Here is a 16,681-nt window from a genome sequence, read left to right as displayed (position 1 = left end):
GGGAAAAAGACATGGGTTTCAAATGCGGGATCGTTGGTTTGCCGAATGTGGGAAAATCAACACTTTTCAATGCCTTGACCAATAGCGCTGCGGCTGAAGCGGCGAATTATCCTTTTTGTACCATTGATCCCAATATCGGTGATGTGTCTGTTCCCGATCCCCGTTTGCAGCAGATTGCGGCCCTTGCGAAATCAAAGCAGATCATCCCCACACGCTTGTCATTTGTGGATATTGCCGGGCTTGTGCGCGGGGCTTCAAAGGGCGAAGGGCTGGGCAATCAGTTTTTGGGGAATATTCGCGAAGTGGATGCGGTGGTCCATGTGCTGCGCTGTTTTGAGGATGATGATGTCACCCATGTTGATGGCAAGATCGATCCCATCGCCGATGCTGAAACGGTTGAAACCGAATTGATGCTGGCGGATCTGGATTCGCTCAACAAGCGCATCCCCAATCTGGAACGGCGCATTCGCGGCCAGGACAAAGAGGCCAAGGCGATTTTGGGCCTGGTACAGCGGGTGATCACGCTTTTGGAAGAAGGCCTGATGGCGCGCACTCTCGAACGCGCTGACGCCGAGGAAGAGCGCCTGTTCGAGGGGCTGCAATTGCTGACCGGAAAGCCGGTTTTATATGTGTGCAATGTGGATGAAGGCGTTGCCGCCAATGGGAATGAATTTTCGGCAAAGGTGGCCAAAAAGGCGGAAGCTGAAGGGGCTGGATGCGTGATCATTTCCGCAGCCATCGAAGCGGAAATCTCCCAGATGGATAGTGATGCGGAAAAGCGCGAATTTCTAGCCGATATGGGATTGGAGGAAACCGGGCTCGCCCGCATCATCCGGGCCGGCTATCAGCTTTTGGGCCTGCAGACCTATTTCACCGCCGGACCAAAAGAAGCCCGGGCTTGGACGATCACCAAAGGCACCCGCGCGCCGCAGGCCGCCGGGGTGATCCACACGGATTTTGAAAAGGGCTTCATTCGTGCCGAAACCACGGCTTTTGCCGATTATATTGCCCTTGGCGGTGAACATGGGGCAAAGGATGCGGGTAAAATGCGTCTTGAGGGCAAGGATTATGTGGTTCAGGATGGCGATATCATGATGTTTCGCTTTGCCAATTAAGGGCATCCTGGCCCTTTATCGGGCTGGTATTCGGGGCTGTGTATGGGGCCTGCCTTTAGCGGTGGCAGGCAAAAAGGCGTCTTTGGGCTAATATCAGCGATCGATCCAAGGCATAAGGAACAGATATGAGCCAGCACCGGCAGACGGTTTTTTTTGAAGATTTCAAGATCGGACAAGAGGATCATTTCGGGCGCTATGAAGTGACCCGGGATGAGGTGATCGATTTTGCCCGGCGCTATGATCCCCAGCCCTTTCATGTGGATGATGAAGCGGCGCGATCCTCATTATTTGGGGGGTTATGCGCTTCGGGCTGGCATACATGCGCCATGACCATGCGGATGATGGTGGATCATATGAAAGAGAATGGTGTTGCCTCTTTGGGTTCACCGGGGGTTGATGAAATCCGTTGGTTGCAGCCGGTTTTCCCCGGGGACGTGTTAAGCGTGCAGATGAAGATTACGAACACGCGTCGCTTGAAATCCCGGCCCGAAATAGGCAATATCCAAAGCGACTACACAGTCCTCAATCAAAAGGGTGAGCCCGTACTGACCTTTAAAAGCAATGGCTTTTTTGCGGCACGGTCTGCTGGGGAAACTATCTGATTGGCTTGATCTGCGATGGCGCTGTCTGACTGGGATTGTGTTTGGTTTGTTTCGTTTTTTCAGGAGTTAAATATATGCGTTCTTTGTCTGTCATCGCTTTGCTGGTTGCCACAATGGGGATGAACACGGCTCTTGCTCAGGTCCTGAGCGTTGAAAGCGCTCAGGATCAGCTGCGGAATGCCTGCAAGGCCGAGCGGGGGACCGATGCCGAGACCTGTGATTGCTATGTGGACTCACTGGCCCAAACCCTGCCCAAAGACGATTTTGAAAAGATGGTCGTTTTGGCTGCCATCGCCATCAGTGGCGATGATGAAAAAATGACCCAATTCGTCGAGGAGCAGGAACTGACCTATGATGTGCGAAATGAAATGCTGGTGGATACCCGGGCAGCGCTGACAGCGGCGGAAAAAAGCTGCGGTCTTTGACGCCATCACAGGATCTGAACATAAAGAAAAAAGGGCACTCCTTTCATCAAGGCGGTGCCCTTTTTTATGGCTTTAAGGAAAAGATGCGAAAGCCGAGAGAGCGATTATTGTTCCAGGCTTTTGATAGATTGCGCCATGGCGGTGGAGCCTTTTTTCCCGGCCAATTGCTCGCGCATCACCCGGCGGGCGGCCTCAACAGCGATATGGGCGGCTTCGGCCCGCAGGCTTTTGATGGCATCGAGCTTGGCTTGATTGATTTTTTGCGCGGCCATCTCTTCCCGCCGACCGGCCATGCGATCCATGGCGATCACCGCATCATCCATCAACAAACGTGAATCTTCTTCCGCTTGATTGAGGATGGCTTCGGCTTCGGCCGTTGCTTCTTTCTGACGGCGCTGCCGCTGGGCCAGATCGGCCTGCGCCTCTTCGCGAAGCTGGCGGGCTTCTTCGATCTGTCCGGCAATGCGATCAGACCGATCATCAAGCGCCTTGGCGATCATTTTGTGGACGCCAAGCCAAAGCATCAGACCGACAAAAATCAAAAAACCAGCGGCAACAAAAAATTCAGCCGATTGCAGCAAACCCCCATCTTGATGGGCATCAACCTCGACCAGTTCCTGCTGAACCGCTTCCTGATGACCGCCTTGGCCGCCCTGGCCGCCTTGTGCCGCCAGATCATCCGCCGCAAAATCAGCCATTATGAAAAATTGAAGATCACGCGCCATCATGCTGCCTCCGAACGGACTTGTGAAACGACGGCCTCAAGATCTTTAGCGGCAAGCTCTTCGCCCGCTAAACGCGCGATGATCGATGCGGCGACCTCTGCCGCCACCCCATCCACTTCGGATAGTGCCGATCTGAACTCTTTATCAATTTCGGCTTGGGTCTCGACCATTCTGGCATCGAGCTTGGCTTGGGTTTCGGCCATCAACTGATCGGTCCTTTGGCGAATATCCGCCTTGGTCCGTTCGGCGATGGCTGCGGCCTTGGCCCGCGCTTCTGAAAGGGTCGCTTCATAGGCCGCCGTTAACTCATCCGATTTTGCCGACATCTGCCGTGCAGCATCAAGATCGGCTTCGATCTGTTCTGATCGCTCGACCATCGTGCGTTCCACGCGGGGCAGGCCAATGCGGGCCATAACCAGCCAAAGCACGCCAAAGGCGATCATCAGCCAGATGATCTGTGGTGCAAAAAGCGCCGGATCAAACTGTGGCATCTTGCTTCCTTTTGATCGAACAACGGTTCAGATCACGCCCCGGCCATTGAAGGCCCCCAATCCGGCTGATCCGAATTCGGGCGGCATCCATGGCCGGGTGCAATCTCGTTTGCTGCCTTAAGCGACGAACAAAAGAATGAGGGCAACGAGGAACGAAAAAATGCCCAGAGCTTCTGTCACCGCGAACCCGAAAATCAGTGTCGGGCGGAGTTTATCGGCGGCGGCCGGATTGCGCAATGCGGCCTGAAGGAAATAGCCAAAGATCAGGCCAAGGCCGATCCCTGCGCCACCCATGCCCAAAGTGGCAATTCCGGCGCCGATCAATTTTGCGGCTTCTGCGTCCATGTGTCAGTCCTTTCGAATGAGGTCGGTTGATGATGCAAGAGCGTCACACCGGTTGACGGTTGGTGATTTGGGATGAAAGAGCCTTTAGCCGATCAATGCTCAAGATTGACGGCATCATTGAGATAAACGCAGGTCAAAAGCGCGAAGACATAAGCCTGCACAACAGCGACAAGAAGTTCAAGGGCATTAAGGATCACAATCATCAGCGCGGGCAGGACCGAAATGCTCGATAAAAAGCCTCCGGCCAGCAAAAGGCTGACGATGAAACCCGCAAAAACCTTCAACAGAATGTGCCCCGCCGTCATATTGGCGAACAAACGCACCGAATGGGTGACGGGACGCGACAAAAACGAGATGACCTCGATCACCACGATCAGGGGCAGCAAAACAACCGGCGTATCCCGGGGGATGAACATCCCCAGAAAATGCATACCATGATTGATGAAGCCGATGATGATGGTGGCAAGGAAAATCAAGCCGGCAAAGGCGAATGTCACCGCCAGATGGCTGGTTACCGTAAAGGAATAGGGCAAAAGACCGATCAGATTGCCTGCCAGAATGAACATGAACAGGGTAAAAACGAAGGGCACATAAGACCGACCTTTCTGGCCGATATTTTCTTTCACCATGCCTGCGATGAATTCATAGCACATCTCGACCATCGACTGCCAACGCCCGGGGACGAGGCTGCTGCGGCGCATCCCCATCAGCACGAAAAATACTACACTGACACTGGTGGCCAGCATGAAAATGCCGGCATTGGTCAATGAGGCATCAATCCCTGCGATGCTCAAGGGTGCGGTCGGATGAATTTCAAATTGTTCGAGCGGGTTTGCCACGCTTCCATGCTCCGGTGAAAGTCTTCCAACTATCGGTTTACTTCATGTCGTCTCGGTCGTCAGTATCGCTTTGGTCCACCAGCAAGCGCATCAGATTGCGAATACCCGTAACCGTTCCCACCAGCAACAGCGCAATCAGAAAAATCGGCGTGGTGCCAAACCAGCGATCCAGCCAGTAGCCTAAGAAGGCCCCCACTGCAACCGCCGAGACGAATTCAAGACCCATTCGATAGCCCTGTGACAGGCTTTGGCCCTGTTGTCCGTCGTCTGATCCCGTGCCGTTCTCTTTTTGATCGAGACCCTGTTTGGCACGCGCGTCCTGCAACCTCTTTTTGAAGTCGTCTTTTCGATGCGCCTGCTTCTTTGAATCCACGATCATTGGCCGTTTCTGATAGGCATCCGCGCCCGGCAAGCGCCTGACGCGATCAAATGCGCGCGCACTATAGAAGCGGGTCCGGGGCCTGTCAAGAAAAGGTGATCATTATTTAACCTGCTGAAAAACATGGATTATTTGTAGCGCAAGAGGGATGTGAGCCGGGCTATCCGCAATTATTGGGCGGCCACCATCTGTTCGGCCCGTTCCAGATCCACAGAAACCAGCTGCGACAGGCCCCGTTCGGCCATGGTCACCCCAAACAGGCGATGCATCCGGGCCATCGTGACTTCATTATGGGTTACGATCAAAAATCGGGTTCTGGTGCGGCTGATCATATCATCGAGCAGGGTGCACAGGCGCTCCACATTGGCTTCATCAAGGGGGGCATCCACTTCATCAAGCACACAGATCGGCGATGGATTGGTAATGAAAACGGCAAAAATCAGGGACAGGGCGGTCAGCGCCTGTTCGCCCCCCGATAAAAGAGACAGATTTTGCAGGCGCTTGCCCGGGGGGCTGGCCATGATTTCCAGTCCGGCATCCAGAGGATCATCCGATTCGACGAGTTCCAATTGCGCATGCCCCCCGCCAAACAGCGTTTGAAACAGCGAGGTGAAATGCCCGTTCACCGCATTGAAGGCGGTGAGCAGGCGATCCCGCCCTTCGCGATTGAGGCTGCCAATGGCATGGCGCAGGCGGCCAATGGCGGCTTCCAGATCCCTGCGCTCGGTTTCTATATGATTGAGTTGTTCCGTGATTTCGGCCAGTTCCTCTTCGGCGCGCAAATTCACCGGCCCCATCCGATCGCGATCGGCCTTCAGATCTTTGAGATTGCCTTGCAGGCTTTCGATATCGGGCAAATCCTCAGGCGATTCCACAGCCAGCTTGTGCAAAAGATCGGGGGGCGGGCATTGAAAGCTTTCTCCGCACAGCCGCGCCAAGGCGGCCCGGCGTTCCCGGGCGGCTTCAAAGGAGGATTCCATCCGCGCCCGGCTTTCACGCACATCGAAAAGGGCGGTTTGGGCGGCTTTGAGGGCTTTGTCTTTTTCTGCGAAAGCGGTTTCCGCCTGCGCCACTTCATCGGCGGCATCGCGCCGGGCTTCTTGTGCCTTCTTCAGTTCATCGGCCAGCGCCTGATGTTTGGCGGCGCTGTCCTGATCGGGGATGCTGAGCTTTTGTTGCTCGGAACGTGCGCTTTGGCGGCGTTTATCCAGATCGGCCAAGTGATCTTCGGCGCGTTTCAGGCGGCTTGTCCAGGCGGTGATCTCGCTATCGATGGCGAGCAAACGTTGCTGCCGGTTTTCGGCCTCGCGCTTTTGGGTTTCAAAGGCAGAGCGGGCGGCGCTCGCCTCGCGCCGGGCTGTTTCCAACTCGGTTTTTTTTCCCTCAACCCGGCGGTCCAGATCAGCAGGATCGGGGAGGGCCGCCAAAGTTTTTTGGAGGTTTTCCTTGCGGGAAAGCGCCGCGCTCAGATCCTGTTCCAGAGTTTTGCGTGATTCTTCAAGGCCCGCAAGGCGCGAGGCCCTTTTGCTGGCGGCAAGCTCTTTTTCCGATAGCTGCTTGCGCAGATCGCGCAGCTGCGCTTCGGCTTCATGGCCAATCCGGCGCTGACCCTGTTCATCATTACGCGCCTTATCAACAGCGGCTTGGGCCGTGCGATAATCCATCTGGGCGGTTTCCCGCCGCTTTTCATGGGCGGCTTCCTCGATCTTGAGGGCCGCAAAGCGATTTTTCTGTTGTAAAAGCACCGCAGCGGCAGAGGGGGCCCGGGCGCTGCTATAAAGCCCATCCCAGCGCATCATCGCACCATCAGGGGTCACCAGCCTTTGGCCGGGGCGCAATTGGGGGGCAAGGCGATCAAGCTCTGCCCGGTTTGGAACCAGCCCGATCTGCGTCAGGCGGCGGCTGAGAACAGAGGGCGCCTTCACCCACTGGCTGATCGCCTGTGCCGCAGGGGGCAAAGCGGGGGTTTCGGGATAATCGGGCAGATGACGCCAGATCCGATCTGCGTCTTCTGTGCCTTGAGCTTTTTCCCGATCATCATGGGCGGCATCCAGATCATCGCCTAAGGCTGCCCCCAAAGCCTGTTCATAGCCGGGTTCAACGCTGATTTTGGTGGCCAGCGCGGCGGCCCGTCCGGGGGCTTTATCCTTCAGGCGCTTCTCCAGGGCGGCGATTTCGCCGGTGATATGGGCCATCGCACTGCTGATTTCCGAGAGAGCCGCGCGCTTTTGATCCATCAGTTCGTGGGCGGCGGCGGTGCGGCGGGTGGCGTCTTCAAGGGCCTTATTGCGCTGTTCCACGCTTTCGATCTGCCGGGCCAGATCGGCTTCAAGGCGGGCGATATCGGCCTGATCCTCGTGATCCGCCGATAGCAGATCGATAGCCTTTTGATTTTCCAGCATATCGGCCTGCCCGCGATCAAGACGCCGCATCAGGGTCGCCAGATCGCTGCCAAGGCTGGAACGCCTGCCTCGCGCCTCGATCATCTGCTGATTGATCGCATCATGGGCTTGTTCGGCCAGCCGATTATGCTGATCGGCCTCAATCAGGCGGGCTTTGGCCTCGGCATGGGATTTTTGCTGATTTTCGAGGCCCGCGATCAGGCTTTGGCGTTCCTGTTGAAGGCGGTCCAGCGCCTGCCGGGCATCATGGCGGCTTTCACCCTCCCGTTCTTCATCGCGGTTGATCTGTTCGATCTGCCGGGCGATGGTCTCCAAGGCATCGGCCCGCCTTTGATCTTCATGGCGCAATTGATCTGCGGCCTGGCTCAGCCTTTGCACTCTGGCGGCACAATGGGCTTCGGTCTGACGCAATTCGGGCAGAAGGGCGGCCAGTTTTTCATGGGCGGCTTCCAATGCGGATAATTGCAAATTAAGGCTTGCCACCTCCTGATCGGCTTTGCGGATCGTCGCTTCATAGCTTTCGCTTTGGGTGCTGACCATGCGCCATTCCTGATAGAGCAGGCAGCCTTCGGCTTGGCGGATGCGATCACTGATCTGGCGATAGCGTTCGGCCTGCTTTGCCTGCCGCTTCAGGCTGGTGGCTTGGCTTTCAAGGCGGCTGAGGCTGTCTTGCAGACGCAAAAGATTGGCTTCGGTGGCCTTTAATTTCTGCTCGGCTTCCCGGCGGCGGCTATGCAGCCCGGAAATGCCTGCGGCTTCTTCTAAAATGGCCCGGCGATCCCGGGGCTTGGCGGAAATCAGCGCCCCCACCCGGCCCTGGCTTACCATCGCCGGGGAATGGGCCCCGGTGGCCGCATCGGCAAATAAAAGCTGCACATCTTTTGCCCGCACATCGCGACCATTGATGCGATAGGATGAGCCCTGATCGCGCTCGATCCGGCGGGTGATTTCCAGCCGGTCTTCATCATCAAAGGCCCCGGGAAGCGTGCGATCGGGATTTTCAACGACCAGCGAGACTTCTGCCAGATTGCGCGCGGGCCGACGATCGGTGCCGGCAAAAATCACATCGTCCATGCCCGATCCGCGCATGGATCTTGCCGAATTTTCGCCCATCACCCAGCGCAGGGCTTCCACCAGATTCGATTTGCCGCAGCCATTGGGGCCCACGACCCCCGTGAGTCCGGGTTCGATCCGAAGTTCGGTCGGATCGACAAAGGACTTGAAGCCGGTCAGTCGAAGCCGTGTAAACTGCAAGGCAGGAGCCTCAGGCTAGAGTTCGTCATTGATCATTTTGGCCAGACCTTCATAATTCTGGGCTTCTGCCCCCCGCTTTTTACCATCAACGATGATGGTGGGCGTGCCGGTGATCTGCCAGCGCGCTTGCCCGCCGCTGGTCATTTCAACCAGATGCTGCTGCAAATCGCGCTCGGCAAGGCATTGATCGAATTCGGTGCGGCTGATCCCCGCCCGGCGCACCAAAGCCGCCATATCATCAATCACCTGCCCCTGATCCCGGGCATTGGCCAGCCATTCGCGCTGGCGGGAAAAGAAAAGATCAGACAGCGGAAAAAACCGTTCCGGCCCAAAACAGCGGGAAATGCTGGAGGCCGCGAGATCGATACGGTTCATCACATAATTATAAAAAACATAGCGCACCTTGCCGGATTGGATGAAATTTTCCTTCAAACCGGGCAGCACATCCTTGTGAAAAGCAGCGCAATGGGGGCAGGTGAGGGACGCATATTCAATGATCGTGACCGGCGCATCGGGATTACCCATGGCCACACCGCCCAGGGCAAAGCCTTTTTCCGATGCGGTATCGGTGGTGATAACATCAAGATAATTGGGGCCATCGCCTGATGCACTGGCCGTTGATTGCGCCGGGCTTTCGGCTTTGGACGATGAGGATTGAGACGGCTCATTTTCATTGCCGCAGGCAGAAAGCGTTGCCGCCATCAGGGCCAGAATCGAAAGGGCGGCACCCCGCTTATAGGCGCCAAATTGCTTTAAATTGTGTTTCATATGTCTTCACCTTACCAGATATAGTGATTTTAGGGCGTTTATAGCCTGATGGCTATACGGAATTTCGGCGATGTTATACTTTATTGTTGGGCTTTGCCTAAGGATGTTTTTTCGCCAATAGATCCGCGCCCCAGCGTTCCAGCAGGTGGCGCAGATCATCATCGGCCACCCCTTTGGCGAGATGACTTGACTGCACCAAAGCTTCTTGATCAGGGGGGGCTTGCGGATTTTGTGCAGCCGCGCGTGCGGGTTTGGGGGGCAGGGGGCCTTGTTGGAGAAGAATACGGCTTACCGCCCGATAGCCGAAAAAGCTGTTCACCCGCTCGATGATCAGCGGTTCCTGATGTTGCAGGATGGGGGCAAAGGCCGGGGTGACCCGAATTTCAAGGCTGGCGCCCATGCGTTCGCCACGCGGAAAGTTAAGGCGCAAGGGCACGGATTGCGAGGCGATGGCGGTGCCTGTGATCATTGCCCAGCGGGCCACGATTTCCTGATTGATAAACCCCCGTGACCGCCAGACGGATCGCGCCAGATCCGGCATCAGCCGCGACAGGGGCATGGCATGGCCGCGCCGCCCGGGGGGCCGCGTGCCCGCTGAGCCGACGCCCGATGAATTTGGGGACGATGATCGTTTGACGCTTCCGGCTTTGGCTGCCACTGTGCGCGATCCGCTTTTCATCATTGGGTTCTTGTCATTGACGCATGACAGTTTAGGTTATCCTGTGGGATCACGCCAGACATCCATCAGGAAATCGCAAAAAAGATCGCAGCCGATCAGCCGTGATCTGCTTTTATGGTATGATCGCCACCGGCGGGATTTGCCGTGGCGGGCGGCGGCGGGTGAGCGGTCTGATCCCTATGCCGTGTGGCTTTCCGAAATCATGCTCCAACAAACCACGGTTACGGCGGTGAAGCCCTATTTCGAGCGTTTCATGGCCCGCTGGCCGGGGGTGCGGGATCTGGCCGCAGCGCCGCTTGAAGCCGTGCTCGATCAATGGGCGGGGCTTGGCTATTATGCCCGGGCGCGTAATCTTCATGCCTGTGCCATCATCATCAGCCGCGATCATGATGGGCTTTTCCCCGATAATGAAGCGGCTTTAAAGCGCCTGCCGGGGATCGGAGATTATACCGCCGCCGCCATCGCCGCCATTGCTTTTGATCGCCCGGCGGCGGCTGTGGATGGCAATGTGGAACGGGTGATCAGCCGCCTTTATCACATCACTCAGCCTTTGCCCGCCGCCAAAAAGCCGATCAGGGCGCAGACATTGGCGCTTGTTCCCGATGATCGGCCCGGGGATTTTGCTCAGGCCCTGATGGATTTGGGGGCAGTGATCTGCACCCCGCGCCAGCCCCGCTGCCCGGCATGCCCATGGCAGGCTCATTGCCGGGCTGCTGCCAAAGGCGATGCTGAAAGCCTGCCGGTAAAGGCCCCAAAAAAACAGCGCCCCATACGCCATGCTTTGGCCTTCTGGCTGGAAAAGGATGGGGCGGTTTTTGTGCGGCGGCGGCCCGCAAAAGGGCTTTTGGGGGGGATGCTGGAAATTCCCACATCCCCTTGGCTTGATACGCCGCCTTTGATGGCTGAGGCCATGGCCCATGCCCCCTATCAAGCCCAGTGGAGCACCCTGCCGGGCGAGGTGCGGCATGTTTTCACCCATTTTGAATTGCTGATCACCGTTTTGCGGGCCGATCAGCCGATCAGCGCGCCAAAAGATGGGCATTGGCTGGCCCGGGATCAGCTTGATGGCCTGCCCGGGCTGATGCAAAAAATCGCCCGCCATGCTCTGGCCGCCCAGTCCTGATCGCGGTCAGGACTTGCTCTAATTCTGATCAGTCGCGTTGATCAATTCGGCATAAAAACCGATCATCTCAAGATAATTATCGATCTTCAAGCGTTCATTGGTGCCATGGAGCCGGGCGAGATCATCGGGATGAAGGCGCATCGGGCTGAAGCGATAAACATCATCCGCCGCCTTGGTGAAATGGCGGCCATCGGTGGCGGCAATCACCAGCCCGGGGGCCAGCAGGGCATCGGGAAAGCTTTTGGCGATGCTCCTTTCCAAAACCGAGAAAGCCGCCGATTGCGTGGATGAAATGGGCGAGGCGGGCTGTGCCTCTTCGTCTGTGCCATGGATGGTGATCGCCTCATCATCGATCACCCGCCGCACATGATCGAGGATATCCTGCCCGCTATCGCCGGGGCGCAGGCGGAAATTGATGGTGGCTTCGGCAGTTTGCGCCAGCACATTCGATTTAAAACCGGCCTGCAGCATGGTGATGGCGGTGGTGGTGCGGATCATCGAATTGCTTGAAGGGGCGGCAGAAAACTGATCAATCACCAAAGCTTCGGTGAGCCACAGATTGGCGGTGATCAGATCGAGGGGAAAATCCATATGCGGGGCCAGCCGCACAAGCATCTGCGCGGGGATGCCATCAAGGCTGGCGGGCATGGGATTGCGTTCCAGCCGGGTGAGCGCTTTGGCCAGCCTGCCGGGGGCGGAAATGCGCGGCGGCATCGAAGAATGGCCGCCATCTTCTTGGGCGCTGAGGCGGATGGTCATCGATCCTTTTTCCGCCAGCCCCACCATGGCCACCGGCGCGCTGACGCCCGGGGTAATGCCATGCAGAACGGCCAGGCCCTCATCAAGGGCAAAGGCAATGGGAATGTCATGCTCGGAAAGCCATGTGGCGATTTTCACCGCGCCATTTTCGCCGCCCACTTCTTCATCGGCGCCAAAAGCCAGCCATAAAGTGCGCTCGGGCTCGAAACCATCTGCCAGCAAAAGCTCCAAAGCCTCCAGAATGGCGAGGAGGGCGCCTTTGTCATCCATGGCCCCGCGACCCCAGATATGGCCATCGGCAATCGCCCCGGAAAAAGGCGGATGCTGCCAATCTTGATCGGTGCCCGGCTCGATAGGCACCACATCCTGATGCGCCATCAAAACAGAACCCGGCAGTGTGGGCTTGCTGCCCGCAAGCTTGAAAAAAAGCGCATCGCTGCCAAGATCGATGCGCTCCGCCCGGGCATGAACCAAGGGGAAATGATCCGCCAGAAAGGCATGAAAAGCGGCAAAGGCACTGGCATCGCGATCAGCCGGATTTTCGGTGGATATGGTTTGAAATTGCAGCGCCTGCGATAAGCGCATCAGGGCGGCTTCGCCATCAATCGGATGAGAATAGGCCCCCGCCATGGCCCCCGTTATGGCCTGTTGCTTCTCCGAATGCGCGGTATCGGGCAACAGCATCAACCGCAGCGCCATCAAGGCCAGCAGCGTGATAAGGGCCGCAAAAGGGATCGACAGCCATAAAATCAGAGAACGTCGCTTCCTGCCTTTGGCCATGGTGCCGATCCTCTTCGTTATGTCATCGTTATCTGGTCGTTGAACGGCAAGGCCGATGATCTTGCGCGATCAGGCGTGAGACGCGGCCCGCATTTCTTCGCGCAGGCGATCAAGAGGCACCAGATCGCCGCGTTTGTCGATATGCCAGAATGTCCAGCCATTGCAGGCAGGCGCGCCCTGCACATGGGCGCCGATCTGGTGGATCGAGCCGGTCATATCCCGGCAGACAAGGGTACCATCGGCCCGCACCCGCGCCGTGTGGCGGCGGCGGCTGTCATAAAGGGTGGTGCCGGTCTGGATCAGCCCGGCTTCCACCAATTGGCCAAAAGGCACGCGCGGGGCCTGACGTTTGGAGATGCTGTAGCCCAGCGCTTCTTCATCAAGCTTTTGCGTTGTGGCGATGCGTTCACGGGCGATGGCGATATAGCCGTCATCGCGCTCGATCCCGATGAAATGACGGCCCAGCTTTTTGGCCATCGCCCCGGTGGTGCCAGACCCGAAAAAGGGATCAAGGATCACATCACCGGGCCGGCTGGCGGCCATCAGGATGCGATAAAGCAGGGCTTCGGGCTTTTGGGTTGCATGGGCTTTTTTGCCATTCTTTTTCAGGCGTTCCTTCCCCGTGCAGATGGGGATCAGCCAATCCGAGCGCATTTGCAGATCATCATTCATCGCCTTCAGGGCATTATAATTGAAGGTGTATTTGCGCTGATCGGCAGTTTTTGCGGCCCAGATCAGGGTTTCATGGGCATTGGTGAAGCGGGTGCCGCGAAAATTGGGCATGGGATTGGTTTTGCGCCAGATGATATCATTGAGCAGCCAAAAGCCCCGATCCTGCATGGCGGTGCCCACCCGAAAGATATTGTGATAGGTGCCGATCACCCAGATCGTTCCGGTTTCCTTCAATAGGCGCTGGGCTTCAAAAAGCCATGCCCGGGTGAAGCTGTCATAGGCGGCAAAATTATCGAATTTATCCCATTGATCATCCACACCGGCCACAAGGGATTGATCGGGCCTTTGCAGATTATCCTTCAATTGCAGATTATAGGGCGGATCGGCGAAGATCATATCCACCGAAGCATCGGGCAGGGCGCGCATCTGCTCGATGCAATCGCCTTTAAGGATGCTATCAAGGGGCACATGCGCCATTTTGGGGGATGCCTGTGCGCCCGCATTTTCATTTGAACTAAGCGATGGCTTTTTCAGGTTTTCTGGTGATTTCGTCATGATCTTCCCTCACTGAACGCCGCCAGTGTGGAAAAAACAGCGACTCGGGTCAATCAGATTCTTCATTTTGAATCAATATTTTGCAAGATTATACTAGAGTCGAATCTTACGAACCGGGGCAAAGCTCTTGCGATGATGGGGGGATGGGCCCACAAGCCTTAGCGCTTCAAGATGCGCTGGCACGCCATATCCTGCGTTTTTCTGCCATTCATAGTGCGGCCAATCTTGTGCCAATTCCGCCATGATCCGGTCGCGGCTGACCTTGGCCAAAATGCTCGCAGCGGCGATGGAAAGGCTTTTATGATCGCCTTTTATGATGCACTGGGTGGGAAAAGGCAGGCCGGGATCGCGATTGCCATCCACCAAACAGGCTATAGGAGCCGGTTCCAACAGGGCCACAGCCCGGCGCATGGCGAGCAGGCTGGCCTGCAGGATATTGAGGCGATCGATTTCTTCGACCGTCGCTAAAGCAATGGCATGGCTGAGGGCATGGCGCTTGATGGCATCAAATAAAATGAGCCTTTTGCCTTTGCTGAGTTTTTTGCTGTCATCAAGCCCGATGAGGCTGGCATCAAGGGGGCGGGTGCGATCAAAAATAACCGCTGCGGCCACCACCGGCCCGGCCAATGGCCCGCGCCCGGCTTCATCGATCCCGGCCACACGGCCCGAAAAAGCCTGCTCATGGCTGAAATCAGGCATAGGCGCTCGCCCCCGCTTGGCAACAGTCAATCTCTGTGAGGTTTGGCCCTGTGAGGTTTCGTTCAACGATCATGGAAATGACCATAAATGCGCTTTGCCATGGCCCCTGAAATACCATCCACGGCCTCAAGATCCTTCAGGGCTGCATCGGCCACCCCCCCCGCCGAGCCGAAATGATGCAAAAGCGCCCGTTTCCGCCCCGGACCAATGCCCGCAATATCATCAAGGGGATTTTTGCTGATTGCCTTGGATCGCCGGGCGCGATGGCCGCCAATGGCAAAGCGATGGGCCTCATCGCGCAGGCGCTGCAGATAATAAAGCGCCGAATGGCCTTCGCGCAAAATGAAGGGGGGTTTTCCCGGCTTGTGGAATTGTTCGCGCCCGGCATGGCGATCAGGGCCTTTGGAAATGCCGATGATCGCCACATCATCGCCAATCCCGAAATCCTGGGCCACCGCCAGAACCGCCGATAATTGCCCTTTGCCTCCATCGATCAGCATCAGATCGGGCCACAGACCACGGCTTTGATCGGGATCATCTTTCAAAAGCCGGGCAAAACGCCGGGTCATCACTTCGCGCATCATGGCATAATCATCGCCCGGGGTGAGGCTGCTGTCTTTGATATTGAAACGCCGATATTGGCTTTTATCAAATCCTTCCGGTCCCGAAACGATCATTGCCCCCACAGCGTGGCTGCCTTGAATATGGCTATTATCATAAACTTCGATGCGGTTTGGGGTCGTCTCCAGATCAAGGGCCTGTTCCAGATCGTGCAGTAATTGCCGTTCATTGGAGCGTTCAGCCAGGCGTCGATCAAGGGCGAGGGTCGCGTTTTTTTCCACCTCGGCCAGCAGATCGCGTTTGATGCCTTTTTGGGGCAGGATCAAATGCACTTTATGGCCCGCCGATACGCTCAAGGCTTCGGCCAGAAGCGGCAGATGCGCTGGCGCTTCATTCAAAATGATCTGGGCCGGCGGGGGTTTATTGTCATAAAACTGGGCGAGAAAAGCCCCCAGCACATCATCGATGGCCGCATCAGGCTCATGACGTGGGAAATAGGCGCGATTGCCGCGATTTTGCCCGGCGCGATAGAAAAAAACCTGAATGCAGGTGGCCCCGGCCTTATGGCTGGCGGCGATGATATCGGCATCGCGCAAGCGGCTGGTGGCCACGCCCTGATGGCTTTGCACATGGGCCAGTGCCTTGAGCCGGTCGCGCAAAACAGCGGCAGCTTCATAATCAAGGATTTCAGCCGCCTTCATCATATCGGTGGCCAGTTGTTTCTGGATGCCGGTATCGCGACCCTCCAGAAAAGCCCGGGCATCGATGAGCAGCTTTTGGTAATCTTCATGGGAAATGCGCCCCACACAGGGCGCGCAGCAGCGTTTGATCTGGTAAAGCAAACAGGGCCGCGAGCGATTTTCCAGCACCTGATCGCTGCAGGTGCGGAGCAAAAAAATGCGCTGCATGGTGTTCAGGGTTTGATTGACGGCGCTGGCAGACGCAAAAGGCCCGAAATAATCCCCATCCTTGCCCCGTGCCCCGCGATGCTTGGCAATCTGTGGCCATGGGTGGCCGCGCCGGATGACGATATAGGGGAAGGATTTATCATCGCGGAGTAAGATATTATAGGGCGGCTTCAGCCTTTTGATCAGATTGGCTTCTAAAAGCAGGGCATCGGCTTCGGTATGGGTGGTGACAAATTCCATCCGCCGGGTCAGCATCACCATGCGTTTGATCCGGGTGCTCAGCCCCGTGACCCGGACATAGCTGCTCACCCGCTTTTTGATATTTTTGGCTTTGCCCACATAAAGCACATCATCGCGGGCATCAAACATCCGATAAACGCCCGGCGCATGGGGGGCATTGGCCAAAGCCGCGCGGATGGCATCCGCGCCTTTCACCCCGGTATCGGTTAAGGGATCATTTGGCAGATCATCATCGCGGCCATCCCCCAGAAGGGGATTATCAGGCGCGCTGACCCCCTGATGGGATGGGGGATGATTTTGCTGTTGTCTGGCCATGGATCGATCTGCTGCTTTCATCTGCTCAATAGCATGATCTTCTAT

The 16,681-nt window shown here is 56.8% G+C and carries 16 protein-coding genes; 4 read left to right on the top strand and 12 right to left on the bottom strand.

From position 1 onward, the window contains the following. Positions 1 to 11 precede the first annotated feature (11 nt). From ychF to AQ1_RS07385, 3 genes are all read left to right on the top strand, one after another. The gene (gene ychF, locus AQ1_RS07395) at positions 12 to 1,115 is read left to right on the top strand and encodes a redox-regulated ATPase YchF (protein ID WP_042085900.1); all 1,104 of its coding nucleotides are present in this window, start codon (positions 12 to 14) and stop codon (positions 1,113 to 1,115) included. Between the two features lie 125 nt (positions 1,116 to 1,240). Beyond that, entirely contained in the window at positions 1,241 to 1,717 is a 477-nt protein-coding gene (locus AQ1_RS07390; RefSeq protein WP_042085898.1) for a MaoC family dehydratase, read from the top strand. Positions 1,718 to 1,791: 74 nt separating this feature from the next. Then, entirely contained in the window at positions 1,792 to 2,142 is a 351-nt protein-coding gene (locus tag AQ1_RS07385; RefSeq protein ID WP_042085896.1) for a hypothetical protein, read from the top strand. 104 nt (positions 2,143 to 2,246) lie between these two features. On the opposite strand, the gene AQ1_RS07380 is transcribed toward AQ1_RS07385, so the two are convergent. The 8 genes from AQ1_RS07380 to AQ1_RS07345 form a co-directional block, all read right to left on the bottom strand. Continuing rightward, on the bottom strand, positions 2,247 to 2,870 hold the full coding sequence (locus AQ1_RS07380) for a F0F1 ATP synthase subunit B family protein (RefSeq protein WP_081837162.1): 624 nt from the start codon (positions 2,868 to 2,870) through the stop codon (positions 2,247 to 2,249). Beyond that, on the bottom strand, positions 2,867 to 3,358 hold the full coding sequence (locus tag AQ1_RS07375; protein ID WP_042085894.1) for a F0F1 ATP synthase subunit B family protein: 492 nt from the start codon (positions 3,356 to 3,358) through the stop codon (positions 2,867 to 2,869). Before AQ1_RS07375 ends, AQ1_RS07380 begins: the two co-directional genes overlap by 4 nt. Before the next feature lie 117 nt (positions 3,359 to 3,475). Continuing rightward, positions 3,476 to 3,703, bottom strand: coding sequence for a F0F1 ATP synthase subunit C (locus AQ1_RS07370; RefSeq protein ID WP_042085892.1), 228 nt, complete (start codon positions 3,701 to 3,703; stop codon positions 3,476 to 3,478). Positions 3,704 to 3,795: 92 nt separating this feature from the next. Next, entirely contained in the window at positions 3,796 to 4,542 is a 747-nt protein-coding gene (locus AQ1_RS07365) for a F0F1 ATP synthase subunit A (protein ID WP_042085890.1), read from the bottom strand. A gap of 37 nt (positions 4,543 to 4,579) precedes the next feature. Then, positions 4,580 to 4,867, bottom strand: a complete 288-nt coding sequence (locus AQ1_RS07360) for an AtpZ/AtpI family protein (protein ID WP_161760485.1) — start codon at positions 4,865 to 4,867, stop codon at positions 4,580 to 4,582. A 224-nt stretch (positions 4,868 to 5,091) separates the two neighbouring features. After that, positions 5,092 to 8,577, bottom strand: coding sequence for a chromosome segregation protein SMC (smc, locus tag AQ1_RS07355; protein ID WP_042085886.1), 3,486 nt, complete (start codon positions 8,575 to 8,577; stop codon positions 5,092 to 5,094). 15 nt (positions 8,578 to 8,592) lie between these two features. Further along, complete coding sequence (locus AQ1_RS07350) at positions 8,593 to 9,345, bottom strand: DsbA family protein (RefSeq protein WP_052371088.1); 753 nt, start codon at positions 9,343 to 9,345, stop codon at positions 8,593 to 8,595. Positions 9,346 to 9,442: 97 nt separating this feature from the next. Then, positions 9,443 to 9,904, bottom strand: coding sequence for a DUF721 domain-containing protein (locus tag AQ1_RS07345; RefSeq protein ID WP_052371087.1), 462 nt, complete (start codon positions 9,902 to 9,904; stop codon positions 9,443 to 9,445). On the opposite strand from AQ1_RS07345, the gene mutY reads away from it, so the two are divergent. Continuing rightward, positions 9,903 to 11,147, top strand: a complete 1,245-nt coding sequence (gene mutY, locus AQ1_RS07340; RefSeq protein WP_081837160.1) for an A/G-specific adenine glycosylase — start codon at positions 9,903 to 9,905, stop codon at positions 11,145 to 11,147. The two genes, AQ1_RS07345 and mutY, sit on opposite strands and share 2 nt — an antisense overlap. A gap of 18 nt (positions 11,148 to 11,165) precedes the next feature. Here mutY and AQ1_RS07335 read toward each other — a convergent pair whose 3' ends face one another. The 4 genes from AQ1_RS07335 to uvrC form a co-directional block, all read right to left on the bottom strand. Next, positions 11,166 to 12,686: a M20 family peptidase gene (locus AQ1_RS07335; RefSeq protein ID WP_081837159.1), complete on the bottom strand. Its 1,521-nt coding sequence runs from the start codon at positions 12,684 to 12,686 to the stop codon at positions 11,166 to 11,168. A gap of 69 nt (positions 12,687 to 12,755) precedes the next feature. Continuing rightward, on the bottom strand, positions 12,756 to 13,835 hold the full coding sequence (locus AQ1_RS07330) for a site-specific DNA-methyltransferase (RefSeq protein WP_042086098.1): 1,080 nt from the start codon (positions 13,833 to 13,835) through the stop codon (positions 12,756 to 12,758). Positions 13,836 to 14,006: 171 nt separating this feature from the next. After that, complete coding sequence (locus AQ1_RS07325; protein WP_042085884.1) at positions 14,007 to 14,612, bottom strand: ribonuclease HII; 606 nt, start codon at positions 14,610 to 14,612, stop codon at positions 14,007 to 14,009. A gap of 62 nt (positions 14,613 to 14,674) precedes the next feature. Then, positions 14,675 to 16,636, bottom strand: coding sequence for an excinuclease ABC subunit UvrC (gene uvrC, locus AQ1_RS07320; RefSeq protein WP_081837187.1), 1,962 nt, complete (start codon positions 16,634 to 16,636; stop codon positions 14,675 to 14,677). Positions 16,637 to 16,681 lie beyond the last annotated feature (45 nt).

This window comes from Iodidimonas nitroreducens, assembly GCA_000710935.1.
Classification (GTDB): Bacteria; Pseudomonadota; Alphaproteobacteria; order Sphingomonadales; family Rhodothalassiaceae; genus Iodidimonas; species Iodidimonas nitroreducens.
Note: the sequence above shows the minus strand (reverse complement) of the source record. Positions and strands in the feature narration are given on the sequence as shown.

Excerpts from the sequence above, each read along its gene's own strand:
- ychF (WP_042085900.1), top strand. The coding sequence starts at position 12 with ATGGGTTTCAAATGCGGGATCGTTGGTTTGCCGAATGTGGGAAAATCA.
- AQ1_RS07390 (WP_042085898.1), top strand. The coding sequence starts at position 1,241 with ATGAGCCAGCACCGGCAGACGGTTTTTTTTGAAGATTTCAAGATCGGA.
- AQ1_RS07385 (WP_042085896.1), top strand. The coding sequence starts at position 1,792 with ATGCGTTCTTTGTCTGTCATCGCTTTGCTGGTTGCCACAATGGGGATG.
- AQ1_RS07380 (WP_081837162.1), bottom strand. The coding sequence starts at position 2,870 with ATGATGGCGCGTGATCTTCAATTTTTCATAATGGCTGATTTTGCGGCG.
- AQ1_RS07375 (WP_042085894.1), bottom strand. The coding sequence starts at position 3,358 with ATGCCACAGTTTGATCCGGCGCTTTTTGCACCACAGATCATCTGGCTG.
- AQ1_RS07370 (WP_042085892.1), bottom strand. The coding sequence starts at position 3,703 with ATGGACGCAGAAGCCGCAAAATTGATCGGCGCCGGAATTGCCACTTTG.
- AQ1_RS07350 (WP_052371088.1), bottom strand. The coding sequence starts at position 9,345 with ATGAAACACAATTTAAAGCAATTTGGCGCCTATAAGCGGGGTGCCGCC.
- mutY (WP_081837160.1), top strand. The coding sequence starts at position 9,903 with ATGGCATGGCCGCGCCGCCCGGGGGGCCGCGTGCCCGCTGAGCCGACG.
- AQ1_RS07345 (WP_052371087.1), bottom strand. The coding sequence starts at position 9,904 with ATGCCCCTGTCGCGGCTGATGCCGGATCTGGCGCGATCCGTCTGGCGG.
- AQ1_RS07335 (WP_081837159.1), bottom strand. The coding sequence starts at position 12,686 with ATGGCCAAAGGCAGGAAGCGACGTTCTCTGATTTTATGGCTGTCGATC.
- AQ1_RS07330 (WP_042086098.1), bottom strand. The coding sequence starts at position 13,835 with ATGGCGCATGTGCCCCTTGATAGCATCCTTAAAGGCGATTGCATCGAG.
- AQ1_RS07325 (WP_042085884.1), bottom strand. The coding sequence starts at position 14,612 with ATGCCTGATTTCAGCCATGAGCAGGCTTTTTCGGGCCGTGTGGCCGGG.
- uvrC (WP_081837187.1), bottom strand. The coding sequence starts at position 16,636 with ATGGCCAGACAACAGCAAAATCATCCCCCATCCCATCAGGGGGTCAGC.